The organism is Flavobacterium sp. GSP27 (genome assembly GCF_003970395.1).
Classification (GTDB): domain Bacteria; phylum Bacteroidota; class Bacteroidia; order Flavobacteriales; family Flavobacteriaceae; genus Flavobacterium.
Genome location: NZ_RYDP01000006.1, coordinates 31,017 through 44,876, shown reverse-complemented (window position 1 = coordinate 44,876; position 13,860 = coordinate 31,017). Strand labels below are relative to the sequence as shown.

Genomic DNA, 13,860 nt, shown 5'->3' with positions numbered 1-13,860 from the left:
TCCGAAACCGGATGGGACTTTTTTAATTTCTCAAACCAAAAATTATTTTTTGTTCAATACTGCACTCATTTCCATAGAAATAGCAGAACGCTCCATTTTTAATTTTCCTGACATCGTCTCTACAACAACCGTTGTATCCGCTAGTTCAGAAACTTTTCCGTGAAGACCACTTTTTGTAATGATTTTATCACCTACTTTAAGTGTGCTTTCAAATTCTTTTTCATTTTTCGCTCTTTTTTGTTGTGGTCTGATCATGAAGAAATAGATCACCACAAACATTAATATAAACGGTGCAAATTGAGTTAATTGTTCCATAATTTTAATTCTCTTTTTATTTGTTAATTATTACATTAAGCCGCGACCGGCTTTTATAATTCTTTTGCTGGCTTGAAGCTCTTTTACGAGACTATCTAAAATTCCGTTGATAAAAATACTACTTTTTGGTGTAGAATATTCTTTGGCAACCTCTAAATATTCGTTAAGAGTTACTTTGACGGGAATTGATGGGAATTTTAAGAACTCACAAATTGCCATTTTTAGAATGATAGTATCTATTTCGGCAATCCTATCACTGTCCCAATTGGGCGTTTTATCCACGTACTCCTTAGCTAATTCCGTTTCATTCAAGACTGTTTTTCGGAACAAGTCTTTCACGAAATCCTTATCTTCATTGTCTTTATATAACTTTGGCACTCTGAAATTATCATCTTCACCAGATTTGATTACCTTCAATTGCTTGATAATATGTGTGTTTACTAACGGAATATCATCCACCCAAGTCAATTTGTCATCTTCCAGATACTCATACAATTTCTCGTTAGGAACAATTACATCCATGAATAAATCAACAATAAACTGTCGGTCTTCCTCAAAGGTGTTCACCGCATTACTCATGTATTGCGCATACAATGTGCTGGCTTTAATATCATTCAAAAGCAATAAAATATAATCGTCGTTTAACGTCCAATTATTGATTTTACGGTTTTCCAGCGCGATACTTAATGAATTATTTTCGGAAAGAATTTGAAAAATTCTATTTTTGATGAATTTTTCGTTTGGTTTACGTTCCTCAGGAGTTGCAAGATGTTTCAAACTGGATTTATGCAAAAAGATAGTTTCTGTTTTGCAAATTTCAATCAGCGAAGAAAGCATTATAAGATATAAATCTTGAATATTGTCGATACTGTAAAAAAGGAATTTTTCTTCTTTTTCCAGATTATCTGAACCGCTTTGATGCATCGCATAAATGGATTGCATAACCTTGACGCGAATGTGTCTTCTATTTACCACCTTGTAAGAACTTTTATTAATTAGGGTGCAAAAATAAGTATTTCATTTTTTAAAATAAAATATATAATCGGTTATTTTATTGCATTCAATCAACAGTATTCAGTGAATGGTACAAAAATGTTCGCTGAATACTGAAAACTGAGCCTTGAAAACTACTTTTTATTGTTTTCTATTTTTCTTTGATAGATGCGATTTTGAGCAATCGTCAAAGCCGCATGATGCGTTGTCATGTTGTTTGCAAGGGCAAAATCAAATATTTCTAAGGTTGTGTTGTAAATATTTTCTGTTTTACGCATGATCTCCGCTTTGTCATAATGTGCTAATTCAGCATACACATTGATAATTCCTCCGGCATTAATCAAAAAATCAGGCGCATATAAAATGCCTCTTTCTTGCAGAATTGCTCCGTGAACATTCTCATCCGCTAATTGATTATTAGCAGCTCCAGCAATAACTTTGGCTTTAATTTTATAAACAGTATTGTCATTTAAAGTTGCTCCCATGGCACAAGGCGCGTAAATATCAACATCAGCACTGTACAAATCGTCTCCTCTGAAAATTGCTGCATGGTACTTCGCTCCTACTTCATTCAGTTTTTCTTCATTGATATCAGCAATGGTGACAATAGCTCCTTCTTTAGTCAAATAATCAACTAATGTTTCGCCAACATGACCAATTCCTTGTACCAATACTTTCTTACCACTCAAAACATCCGACCCAAATTGTTGTTTTGCAGCCGCTTTCATGCCTAAATATACTCCGTAAGCCGTAACAGGTGATGGGTTTCCGGAACCACCTCTTGATTCAGAAATTCCAGTAACATACGGCGTTACATCTCTTACGGTATCCATATCTTTAGTTTCCATTCCCACATCTTCAGCAGTAATATATCGTCCGCTTAAAGAATGCACGAATTCACCAAATTTACGCATCAACTCTGGTGTTTTTTGTGTTTTGGCATCGCCAATAATCACCGCTTTACCGCCACCAATATTCAATCCTGTAATTGCTGCTTTAAAAGTCATTCCGCGTGAAAGTCGCAGTACGTCGTTTAGGGCTTCCCATTCATTCGCGTAATTATACATCCGCGTACCACCCAAAGCAGGACCCATAACCGAATTATGAATACCAATAATTGCTTTTAAACCTGTATCTTTGTCGTTGCAAAATACAATTTGTTCATGATCATCAAATGATAATTGACCAAAAACGGGATCCATTTTTTGAAGTTCCTTTACAGTAGTGAAAGCTGCATTCATAGTGTGAAATTTTTATAATGATAAAATTATGAATTTGTCAAAAAGACGATCCAAAATTACACAAAAAATAAATATGCGGTAACATCTTATATAAAAATTGTTTATTCAGCAATTTACACAATCGAAAAATTATTATTAAAATTACTAAAAGAAAAATTTTACACCATCAATAAAACTATTTCAACATAGAATATCATAAAAATGAAAGAATTACGTTATTTAAATAAATATTTCGTCAAATACAAATACAGTTTTTTACTGGGGATTGTTTTTACCATTATTGCACAGATCTTTATGCTTTTTACACCCAAGCTGATCAGCAAGTCTTTTAAGGTAATTGAGGCTTTCGCCAAAGATAAAACCGTAGCCAAATCAGTCATTCACGAGGAATTAGTTGCGAATATTTTACTAATTATTGCCACAACAATCATTGCTGGTTTTCTTACTTTTTTGATGAGACAAACCCTAATCGTGATGTCGCGCCACATCGAATTTGATCTAAAAAACGAAGTGTTTCGGCAATATGAGAATTTATCTCAAAATTTTTACAAACAAAATCGTACCGGCGATTTGATGAACCGAATCAGCGAAGATGTATCCAAGGTCCGAATGTATGTAGGTCCTGCGGTGATGTATACTATAAATACCGTAATTCGTTTTGCTATTGTAATTGTGTATATGTATAACGTATCGCCAAGATTGACTCTGTATACCTTGCTGCCTTTGCCGCTATTGTCCTATGCCATTTTTAAACTTAGTTCCGAAATCAACGTAAGAAGCACCATTTTTCAACAATATTTATCTAAAGTTTCTAGTTTTTCGCAGGAAATATTTTCAGGAATCCGAGTGATCAAAGCATATTCATTAGAAGATCAACACCAAAAAAACATGGTGAATTTAGCCCATGAGAGCAAAAGCAAAAGCTTGAATTTAGCCAAAGTACAATCTTTATTTGGACCATTAATGCTTGCCCTTATAGGAATCAGTAACTTAGTGGTCATCTATTTTGGAGGTCTGATGTACATTGATGGAACGATCAAAAGCATTGGAACCATCGCTGAATTCATCCTATATGTCAACATGCTGACCTGGCCCGTGGCTTCACTAGGTTGGGTTTCGTCAATGGTTCAGGAGGCCGAAGCCTCTCAAAAAAGGTTAAATGAATTTTTAAAAATTGAACCCGAGATAAAAAACAAAAACGAAAACAAATCCATAATTGAAGGTTCTATTTCTTTTGAAAACGTAAGTTATACCTACGAGGACACTAACATCAAAGCGTTACAAAATATTTCGTTCACAGTAAAAAAAGGAGAAACCTTAGCCATTTTAGGAAAAACAGGTTCCGGAAAATCGACTATTTTATCGTTGATTTCCAGAATGTATGATGTTACAGCCGGGAAAATAAATATTGACGGAAATGAAATAAGCGCCATTAATCTGTTTGATTTACGCAACAGCATTGGTATTGTGCCACAAGATGCCTTTTTGTTTTCGGACAGTATCAAGAATAATATTATGTTTGGGAAAGAAAATGCTTCAGAAGAGGAAGTGAAATCTGCTGCCAAAAGTGCTGTGGTACATGACAACATTATGGGCTTCAACAAACAATACGAAACGGTTCTGGGCGAAAGAGGAATTACACTTTCCGGAGGTCAAAAACAAAGAGTTTCCATTGCCAGAGCAATTATTAAGAATCCCCCTATTTTACTTTTGGACGATTGCTTGTCAGCAGTGGATACTGAGACCGAAGAAGCGATATTAAACAATTTGCAAGAAATCTGCAAGGACAAAACAACTATTATAGTGAGTCACCGCGTATCATCAGCTAAAAATGCCGATCGAATTATCATTATCGAAAAAGGACAAATTATCCAACAAGGCTCTCATAATCAATTGATAAATCAAGAAGGGTATTATGCTGCTTTGTATTTGAAACAACTTTCAGAAAAAGAAATGCTATAATTGTTGTATAATACATATTTTTTATAGATTTTTGGATACTAGTTAACAACCATAAATTGACAGAAAGGATTATGAGAGAACATGACATGTTAGAAAAAGAAGAGATATTTTCTAAAGTTTTAAGAGCTGGAAGAAGAACGTATTTCTTTGATGTGAGAGCGACAAAAGCAGATGATTATTACATTACCATTACTGAGAGCAAGAAATTTACGGAAGAAGATGGATCTTTCCATTTCAAAAAACATAAAATCTATTTATACAAAGAAGATTTTGCTGCTTTTGCAGAAATTCTTGGCGAAATGACTTCTTATGTTTTGAACCACAAAGGCGACGAAGTAATATCAGAAAGACACCAAAAAGATTTCAAAAAAGAATATGCCTCTGAGAAATCAGAAGATGAAATCATACCGCAAACATCAACTTTTACCGATATAGAATTTGATGATATTTAATATTTAGTTCCTTACTTACCAATAAAAAAGTCCAAAAATCATCTGATTTTTGGACTTTTTTGTTATAGAAAATTAATTTACAGTTGATTGCAAGAATTCCTTTCACAAATTAGCCAATTCGCAATCCGTTTTGAATTTTGAAATCCGGCGCCAGTAAAATCACGTCCCCTTCCTGACCAACTGCTCCTAAAATTAAACATTCACTACTAAATTTTCCAATTTGTTTTTTAGGAAAATTGACTACGGCAACAATCTGTCGGTCTAGCAAATCCTCTTTCCGGTACCGTTTCGTTATTTGTGCGGATGTTTTTCGGATTCCAATTTCGGAACCAAAATCTATTGTGAGCTGATACGCTGGTTTTCTCGCTTCGGGGTAATCATTCACTGCCAGAATTGTTCCTATACGCATCTCTACTTTTTCGAATTCAGTCCAGGATAATTCCATAAAATCTTAGTTTTAGTTTTGAGTTATAAATATACTATTTTAACTATTTATACAACGCCAATCCGCAAGGAAAAACCAGCTCTTCATCGACAAACTCAAATACAGCAATAGTGATAGAAATATCCGTGACATATTCCTTACCAATAAAAACCTAAAACACGAGTTCTTCACACAAAGGAATAATATGGCCTTTTTTTACTTTTTCATGTATAAGTTAATTATATTCGTAGTTTTGTGCCTCAATAAAACAGTAACTATACATTGAATCAATCCTACGCAATGATCACCATACAAGAAGCAAAAACAAAAAGCGAATTAACTGATTTTATCAAATTCCCTTTTTCTTTATACAAAAACAATAAGAACTGGGTTCCGCCATTAATTGCTGAAGAACTGGAAGGATTTGATAAAACAAAAAATCCCGCTTTTGAAACTGCCGAAGCCTATTTTTATGTTGCTAAAAGAAATACCGAAATAGTAGGCAGAATTACGGCAATTATCAATTGGAGTGAGGTAAATGATCAGCAAAAAAAGAAAGTGCGTTTTGGCTGGTTTGACGTCATTGATGACATCGAGGTAACTAAAGCCCTTTTAGAAAAAGTATATGAATTAGGACGGAAAAACAATTTAGAACATGTTGAAGGCCCGATGGGATTTTCAAATCTAGACAAAGTAGGTATTCTGACCGAAGGTTTTGACCAAATAGGAACCATGATTACTTGGTACAACCATGAATATTATGCACGTCATTTTGAGCAATTGGGCTATGTAAAAGAGAAAGAATATATTGAGAGTAAATTTCCTTTTGAAAACGTAAAACTACAATTTTTTGAAAAAGCAAATGATTTAGTCAAAAAAAGATACCAGTTAAGTCCGCTTAATTTCAAAACAACTAAAGAGGTCATGCCTCATGTGGATAAAATGTTTGATTTATTTAATAAATCCTACGCTTCCCTATCGTCATTTGTGGCTATTTCCGACACTCAAAAAGAGTATTTCAAGAAAAAATACATCAGCTTTATCAATCCTGAATTTATAAAATTTGTAGAAGACAAAGATCATAACATCGTGGCCTTTAGCATTGTGATGCCTTCTTTTGCAAAGGCAGTACAAAAATCCAAAGGGAAATTATTCCCGTTTGGATTTCTACATTTACTATTGGCAAAAAAATACAGCAAAGATGTCATTTTCTATCTGATAGGCGTATTGCCGGAATATCAAAACAAAGCCGTTACCGCAATTATTTTTAAAGAATACTATGAAACTTTCCGAAAAAAAGGGATTGTTAATTGTTTTAGAACCCCTGAATTAGCTGATAATGCTCCCAGTCTAAACTTGTGGAAACATTTTAATCCATTAATTCACAAACGAAGATGCACGTATCGGTTAGAATTGTAGTATTTGACAAGTATTGAATTAAAAAAATTCATCAGTTTTGCTGATGAATTTTTAGTTTTAAATGCCTGCATGCTAAATTCTTAAAAGGAAATTATAAATCAAAGGATACAATTTACTTTAGACAACACCACACTTACATTAAATTTTAATTGCTTTCTATCTTTAAACGTTACTTTCCCTTTATTATCAACCACATCACCATAACCTTCCACATAAGTATTCCCTTTTTTTAAGAAAACAACTTGCCGTACAGTCACAAGCCCTTCGGACATGAAGGTATACGCTGCATAAAGCGTATCTCCTTTTATTTCTCCAACTAATGTCCCATTATTTTTATCTTTTTCATAGAAATTATACCTTAATTTTCCTGAAACATATTGCTCATTTTCTATTTTCAAAATCATAGAAATGCTATCATTCTTTATAACGCCGGTGTAACATTCTTCCAGAATAGACTCTTTAACATCCTTTTCTATAGAAACATTTGGACTTGCGGCTTCTTCCAGCTGTTTACTTTTATGACATGAAATTAAAAAACTAAAAAAAATGACACCCAATACAATCCCTTTTTTCATACCCTTTGTTTTTTGTTGTATAAAGATATCACTTCTTTTTAAGTATAAAAAAAAATCCATCCTGCTAAAGAAAGCAGGATGGATTAGAATAACTTATTTTATAAGACTAAGCGTCTAAATCAACTTTTGTTTTACTTGCAATCTCTTTATAGGTTCCATTTTCTAATTTTTCACGAATGGCTTCAAAAGCAACTAGTGTTTCCTCAATATCTGATAATTCATGTGAGGTTGTAGGTATCATTCTCAATAAGATAATTCCTTTTGGAATAACAGGATAAATTACAATCGAAAGGAAAATTCCGTAATTCTCTCTCAAATCGTTCACCATAACCATAGCTTCCGGAACACTGCCTTCTAAATAAACAGGAGTAACACATGTGTTTGTGTCTCCAATATTAAAGTTTCTGGTTCGTAATCCGTTTTGTAATGCATTAACATTCTCCCAAAGTTTGTCTTTCAATTCTGGGTGATTACGCAACAATTCCAATCGTTTCAAAGAACCAATTGTTTGAATCATTGGCAAGGACTTAGCGAACATTTGAGAACGCATGTTGTATTTAAGATAATCGATAATGTCTTTATCCGCAGCTACAAAAGCACCAATATTAGCCATTGATTTAGCAAAAGTGGAAAAATAAACATCAATATCATCCTGAACTCCTTGCTCTTCACCTGCTCCGGCACCTGTTTTTCCAAGTGTTCCAAATCCATGTGCATCATCAACAAGCAAACGGAAATTATATTTTTGTTTCATGTCCACAATCTCTCTCAATTTTCCTTGCTGTCCACGCATTCCAAAAACGCCTTCCGTTATAAAAAGGATTCCTCCTCCAGTTACTTTAGCTAATTTTGTGGCGCGTTGCAGGTTTTTTTCCATACTTGCAAGATCGTTATGACGGTATGTAAAACGTTTTCCCATGTGCAAACGAACACCATCAATAATACAAGCATGTGCATCAACATCATACACAATTACATCATTTTTAGTTACTAATGCATCAATTGTAGACATAATTCCTTGGTAGCCAAAATTCAATAAATATGCTGACTCTTTGCTTACAAAAGCAGCTAATTCATTTTCTAATTGCTCATGATATTTGGTATGTCCACTCATCATTCGGGCGCCCATAGGATAAGCTGCTCCATATTGTGCAGCCGCATCAGCATCTGCCTTCCGTACTTCCGGGTGATTAGCAAGACCCAAGTAGTCATTTAAACTCCAATTCAAAATATCTTTCCCATCAAACCGCATTCTTGGACCTAACTCACCTTCTAATTTAGGAAAAACGAAATAACCTTCCGCTTGTGAAGCCCATTTTCCTAATGGTCCTTTATTGTTTTGAATCCTTTCGAATAAATCTTTTACCATAATATATTAAGTAATAATTTTAATTTTTAAGAAGTTGCAAAAATAATTATTTATATTTTATAAAGGACTTGAAAACAAATTTATTTTTAGTTTATTACAACGATAATCCCTGACAATTTCCTACTATATGCGATATCTGTTACATTATCTAAAAAAAAATGCTTCATTCCTGCTAATAACACAACAAAAAGTATATCTCACAAAACTTTGAAACGATTTTGATTCAAAATCGTTTTATCAATAAACATTGTATCTTTGAATAAATATTTCAATACTAAAGTTTATGGCACAGGACACAAAAGAGTTAAAATTAGCGGTTCTAATTGATGCTGATAATGTTCCCTACAGCAATGTAAAAGGAATGATGGAAGAAATTGCTAAATTTGGCACACCAACCACCAAACGTATTTATGCTGATTGGACGAAACCTAATGCTGGTGGATGGAAAAGTGTTTTATTAGAGCATGCCATTACGCCTATTCAACAATACAGCTATACTGTAGGAAAAAACTCCTCAGATTCAGCGATGATTATTGACGCAATGGATCTATTATATTCTGACAAAGTGGATGGTTTTTGTATTGTATCCAGTGATTCTGATTTTACCCGTTTAGCAATTAGGCTTAGAGAATCCGGTATGAAAGTAATTGGTATTGGAGAACAAAAAACACCCAATTCATTTATTGTTGCCTGTGATCGCTTCATCTATATTGAGGTTCTGGATGGCGCAATCAAGAAAAAAACAAAAAAACCAACGGCCACTGATCCTAAAAAAGTTGCCCCAAAAACGTTGAACAAAATTGATTTGCACACCATTGAATTAATAGAATCAACCATTGAAGACATAGGTGATGACAGTGGATGGGCATTTCTCGGTGACGTAGGAAATCTTATTGTGAAGAAAAAACCAGAGTTTGATCCTAGAAATTATGGCTTTTCTAAATTAACTCCAATGTTGAAATCATTGACCGATATTCTGGAAATTGACGAAAGAGACTCCGATAAAAAAGGAATCAAACACGTTTATGTACGATTGCGATTTAGTTAACTAATTTTTTGATTGCCTCATATAGCACTTCTTTTTTGATTGGTTTAGACAAATAATCATTCATTCCTATTTCCTTAACCCGCTGTTTTGTGGCCTCCATGACATCCGCTGTTACAGCAATAATAGGAATATGACTATTGTGTATACCTGCTGCTCCATTTCTTATTGCAATTGTAGCTTCATAACCATCCATCACTGGCATTTGAAGGTCCATCAGTACAATATCAAATTGATTTTTAATCAATGCCATTATCCCTTCCTGACCATTATTAGCAAACATAACTGTGGTATTCAACCATTTTTTAGTAATCATTTTGATCACCATCTGGTTTATAGGATTGTCTTCAACTACTAAAATGGATTTCCCTTCTAAATCATTTTCAATTCCCATTTTAGCAGTTGTTCCTATGCCTTTTTTTTGTTCAGAGACCTCAAAATCAATCGTCATGACACAGGTGGTTCCCACATTAATCACGCTATCCATTTTAATACTTCCGTTTTGCATATCTACCAATGTTTTCACGATATAAAGTCCTAATCCAAGTCCGCTGAATTTTTTCTTATTATCACTACTCTTTTGATAAAAAGAATCAAAAATACGTTCCCTTTTATCAGGAGAAATCCCCACCCCGGAATCTGAAATGGTCAATATCAAGCTCGCCCTGTTGCCGGGCAATAATTCCGCATCAATAGTAAACTTCACACACCCTTTTAAGGTGAATTTAATGGCATTACTTAATACATTATTAACGATCTGAACCAATCGATTAGCATCTCCAATCAAAAAATCAGGAATATTCTTTGATTTCGAAAATTGAAACTCAAGTCCCTTTTCATTCGCTATATTGATCGCATTATTATTTAAATACTCTAAAACCTGTACGGGATCAAATGGATTGTTTTCCAGTTTTAATTCCTCTTTTTCAATTTTAGAAAAATCAAGAATATCATTGACCGAACTCAATAAACTATACGAAGAATACTTTATGATTTTGCATTTATGTTTGATCGTATCATCTTCAACTTCATTAGAAATTGACTCAATCAAATTCATAATAGCATTCAATGGAGTACGTAATTCATGACTAATATTGGATAAAAAATAAGATTTCAAATCATTCATTTCTTCAGAACGAATCAAAGCAAGACGATTGAGGTTGTCTTTTTCATTTTTAAGATTCCGAATCAAATTAGCCATAGAAAGGGAAAGAAAAATAACTTCCAAACCAGTACCTAATTTAGAGCTGTTATCTGTTAGAAACGAATTGGGAATTTGACTGAAGTTATTGAGAATAAAAATGCCAAAGCCGAGCACCAAAAAGAAAATACCCATTGTAAAAAAACCATCTACATGTATTTTTTTACAATACAGATACACGACAGAACTTATAATCAAGATAAGAATCAGCAATCCCAGCACGTTTGCCAATGGATAACACAAAGCTAAAGCCTTAGGAACAAATAAAATACATACAATTAAAACAAAAGCTAAAAAATAAAGAACAGTAAACAAAAAGTAAATTATTTTATTATGTTTTTTGATATTCAAAAAAACTTCACTGTATTTGCCCAGCAAAAAACCTGCAATCATCGCAAAAAGCAACACTGCACGAAGCGAAAACCAACCGCCTTTAGGGGTAATTAACTCATAAAAATAACCATCTAAAGAGAACTGCATTAAGCCGATAAAAACAACATATAAACTATAATATAAAAATGCTTTTTGGCGTAAGGCAAAATAGAAGAATAAATAAATAATAGAAACAATGGCCAGAATACCATAGAATATACCAAAAAACAACTGCTCGTTTGAAATCAACTTTATAAAGTTTTCTGAAGAGTACAACATGACCGGCATGTTGACAACTTCACCATCACTTTTTAGATGCAAAAATAATTGCTGCCTCGAATTTGGCAAAATTTTAATCTTAAAAATAGTTTTACGATTATCAAAACTTCGCTCAGAAAAGGGCATATTATCACCGCTTACCATTTTGGTGATTTTCCCCGAAGTGCTATCAATAAAATACAATTCTACTAAATCCGTTATAGGTCTGGCCGTTTCTAAATAATAATTCAAAGTCCGATCACTAGCGTTTATAAGCTCCGTTTTTGACCAAAAATTATTTTGAGAAAAACCTAAATCATCATTTTCAGTTTGAAGTTTTTTAGGATTAAATGAATTAAAGTTGGCAAGAACATAGTGAATATCTAGATTTCTTTGACCAACATCTGCAACTGTAGTGTAATTGTGCAATGAAACTTCTTTGGGTATAGTTCCATTACTGAATTCATATTGAGAAAATGATTTAGTAAAAAACAATACAACTAAAGAAACATAAATCCATTTATCTATTTTTTTACCCATCGCCGCAAACTGTATAATTAAATATTAGTTTATATACGTTGAAAGATAAAGTTTGGTTTTATAACAGGTTTTAAAATTGCTAGCGTTTGATACAAAGAAGTAACTCGTTGGGTTTACTAATTCAAAGCATAATAACCCCCTTCAAATAGAGCTTACAACACACGAATTAAAACGTTCATTTTCAAATTTTTAAATGCAATGTTTAACAAATATTTCCTTTATGATAGCGTTTAGAAAGCACCATAAAAAAATACTGCTGCTTTATTTGATACAATTATTAATTAAAACATCCTATTTTGACAAACACCTAGCCCAGATTGAAACGGCATCCTTTTCTTGCTTTCTTTAAGCAAGGAAAGATACAGTGTAAAGCTGGAAATAGCTCCTGAAGAAAAGTTTAATCGCTGAATTGGTAAATGGTTATTTGAAAACCTTGGCATCTTTGTACCTTTGCCCTTTTCAAACTAAGATTTAAAATTATGCGCATTGATATTGTTACTGTTCTGCCAGAATTATTGCGAAGTCCGTTTGAGGCTTCGATCATGAAACGAGCTATTGACAAAGGTCTGGTGGAAGTTCATTTTCATAATCTGCGGGATTACACGACCAACAGACAAAAAAGCGTAGATGATTATCCCTATGGCGGTGGCGCCGGAATGGTGATGACCGTACAGCCTATCGACGCCTGTATTACGCATTTGAAAAGCGAGAGAGCCTACGATGAAATCATTTACATGTCGCCGGACGGGGAAACCCTAAACCAGAAAATGGCCAATACGATGTCAATGTATGAAAATATTATTATCCTTTGCGGACATTATAAAGGAGTAGATCAGCGAGTACGCGATCATTTTATTACCAAGGAAATCTCTATTGGTGATTACGTTTTGAGTGGTGGTGAATTAGGCGCATTAGTATTATCAGATGCATTGATCCGATTGATTCCTGGTGTTTTGAGTGATGAAACCTCCGCATTGACGGATAGTTTTCAGGACGGATTATTATCAGGTCCTATATACACTCGTCCGGCAGATTACAACGGATGGAAAGTTCCGGAGGTTTTGACCAGCGGGAATTTTGCCAAAATTGACAAATGGCGCGAGGATATGGCCTACGAACACACGAAGAACAGACGACCGGATTTGTTGGAAGATTAAAATTTGTTTGAAGTTTAAGGTTTAAAGGTGGTATTCAAGAACTTCTAAACTTTAAACAAGAAAAACTTTAAACTTTAAACTTTTTTATTTACTTTTGCACCCACATTAGTTCAACCTCTGGCGAGATCCGTGAATGTTGACTTAATACAAACCATAATTAAAAAATATCATGGCAGATTTAATGAAATTCGTTCAAGACGAATTTGTAACAAGAAAAGATTTCCCAGTTTTTGCAGCTGGAGATACTATCACTGTTTACTACGAGATTAGAGAGGGTGAAAAAACAAGAACTCAGTTTTTTAAAGGAGTTGTTATTCAAAGAAGAGGTTCTGCTAATACAGAAACGTTCACGATTCGCAAAATGTCAGGTGCTATTGGTGTAGAGCGTATCTTCCCAGTAAACTTACCAGCTTTACAAAAAGTGGAAATCAACAAAAAAGGTGCAGTTCGTAGAGCTAGAATTTTCTACTTCAGAGAACTTACTGGTAAAAAAGCTAAAATTAAAGACAAAAGAAGATAGTCAAATATCTCTTTATT

13 protein-coding genes are annotated in these 13,860 nt (G+C 33.8%); 6 read left to right on the top strand and 7 right to left on the bottom strand.

Annotated elements, in window-relative coordinates; translation table 11 throughout:
* Positions 1-42 precede the first annotated feature (42 nt).
* The 3 genes from yajC to EKM05_RS06935 all read right to left on the bottom strand — a co-directional run bounded on the left by yajC (position 43) and on the right by EKM05_RS06935 (position 2,549).
* Positions 43-315, bottom strand: coding sequence for a preprotein translocase subunit YajC (gene yajC, locus EKM05_RS06945; protein WP_126454584.1), 273 nt, complete (start codon positions 313-315; stop codon positions 43-45).
* Positions 316-345: 30 nt separating this feature from the next.
* Positions 346-1,257 (bottom strand): transcription antitermination factor NusB, encoded by a 912-nt coding sequence (nusB, locus tag EKM05_RS06940; RefSeq protein WP_126460862.1) that lies wholly within the window; start codon positions 1,255-1,257, stop codon positions 346-348.
* Positions 1,258-1,442: 185 nt separating this feature from the next.
* The gene (locus EKM05_RS06935; protein WP_126460240.1) at positions 1,443-2,549 is read right to left on the bottom strand and encodes a Glu/Leu/Phe/Val dehydrogenase; all 1,107 of its coding nucleotides are present in this window, start codon (positions 2,547-2,549) and stop codon (positions 1,443-1,445) included.
* A gap of 201 nt (positions 2,550-2,750) precedes the next feature.
* On the opposite strand from EKM05_RS06935, the gene EKM05_RS06930 reads away from it, so the two are divergent.
* Both EKM05_RS06930 and EKM05_RS06925 read left to right on the top strand, forming a co-directional pair.
* The gene (locus EKM05_RS06930; protein ID WP_126454588.1) at positions 2,751-4,511 is read left to right on the top strand and encodes an ABC transporter ATP-binding protein; all 1,761 of its coding nucleotides are present in this window, start codon (positions 2,751-2,753) and stop codon (positions 4,509-4,511) included.
* A gap of 71 nt (positions 4,512-4,582) precedes the next feature.
* A complete protein-coding gene (locus tag EKM05_RS06925) occupies positions 4,583-4,963 on the top strand; it encodes a PUR family DNA/RNA-binding protein (RefSeq protein ID WP_126460233.1) in 381 nt (126 codons plus the stop codon).
* A gap of 109 nt (positions 4,964-5,072) precedes the next feature.
* Here the strand turns inward: EKM05_RS06925 and EKM05_RS06920 are convergent, their stop codons facing one another.
* Positions 5,073-5,408: a tRNA-binding protein gene (locus tag EKM05_RS06920; protein WP_126554335.1), complete on the bottom strand. Its 336-nt coding sequence runs from the start codon at positions 5,406-5,408 to the stop codon at positions 5,073-5,075.
* Between the two features lie 279 nt (positions 5,409-5,687).
* On the opposite strand from EKM05_RS06920, the gene EKM05_RS06915 reads away from it, so the two are divergent.
* Positions 5,688-6,806, top strand: a complete 1,119-nt coding sequence (locus tag EKM05_RS06915) for a GTP cyclohydrolase (RefSeq protein ID WP_126460228.1) — start codon at positions 5,688-5,690, stop codon at positions 6,804-6,806.
* Between the two features lie 98 nt (positions 6,807-6,904).
* Here EKM05_RS06915 and EKM05_RS06910 read toward each other — a convergent pair whose 3' ends face one another.
* Both EKM05_RS06910 and EKM05_RS06905 read right to left on the bottom strand, forming a co-directional pair.
* The gene (locus EKM05_RS06910) at positions 6,905-7,381 is read right to left on the bottom strand and encodes a hypothetical protein (protein ID WP_126554333.1); all 477 of its coding nucleotides are present in this window, start codon (positions 7,379-7,381) and stop codon (positions 6,905-6,907) included.
* Positions 7,382-7,487: 106 nt separating this feature from the next.
* Complete coding sequence (locus EKM05_RS06905; RefSeq protein ID WP_126554331.1) at positions 7,488-8,750, bottom strand: pyridoxal phosphate-dependent aminotransferase family protein; 1,263 nt, start codon at positions 8,748-8,750, stop codon at positions 7,488-7,490.
* A gap of 283 nt (positions 8,751-9,033) precedes the next feature.
* Here EKM05_RS06905 and EKM05_RS06900 point away from each other — a divergent pair, with 283 nt between their 5' ends.
* Positions 9,034-9,798, top strand: a complete 765-nt coding sequence (locus EKM05_RS06900; protein ID WP_126454595.1) for an NYN domain-containing protein — start codon at positions 9,034-9,036, stop codon at positions 9,796-9,798.
* Here EKM05_RS06900 and EKM05_RS06895 read toward each other — a convergent pair.
* Complete coding sequence (locus tag EKM05_RS06895) at positions 9,791-12,166, bottom strand: hybrid sensor histidine kinase/response regulator (RefSeq protein WP_126554329.1); 2,376 nt, start codon at positions 12,164-12,166, stop codon at positions 9,791-9,793. The two genes, EKM05_RS06900 and EKM05_RS06895, sit on opposite strands and share 8 nt — an antisense overlap.
* 479 nt (positions 12,167-12,645) lie before the next feature.
* Between EKM05_RS06895 and trmD the strand changes: the two genes are divergently transcribed.
* Together trmD and rplS are read left to right on the top strand one after the other, a co-directional pair.
* A complete protein-coding gene (gene trmD, locus EKM05_RS06890) occupies positions 12,646-13,323 on the top strand; it encodes a tRNA (guanosine(37)-N1)-methyltransferase TrmD (protein WP_126460215.1) in 678 nt (225 codons plus the stop codon).
* A gap of 169 nt (positions 13,324-13,492) precedes the next feature.
* The gene (rplS, locus tag EKM05_RS06885) at positions 13,493-13,843 is read left to right on the top strand and encodes a 50S ribosomal protein L19 (RefSeq protein WP_126454599.1); all 351 of its coding nucleotides are present in this window, start codon (positions 13,493-13,495) and stop codon (positions 13,841-13,843) included.
* Positions 13,844-13,860 lie beyond the last annotated feature (17 nt).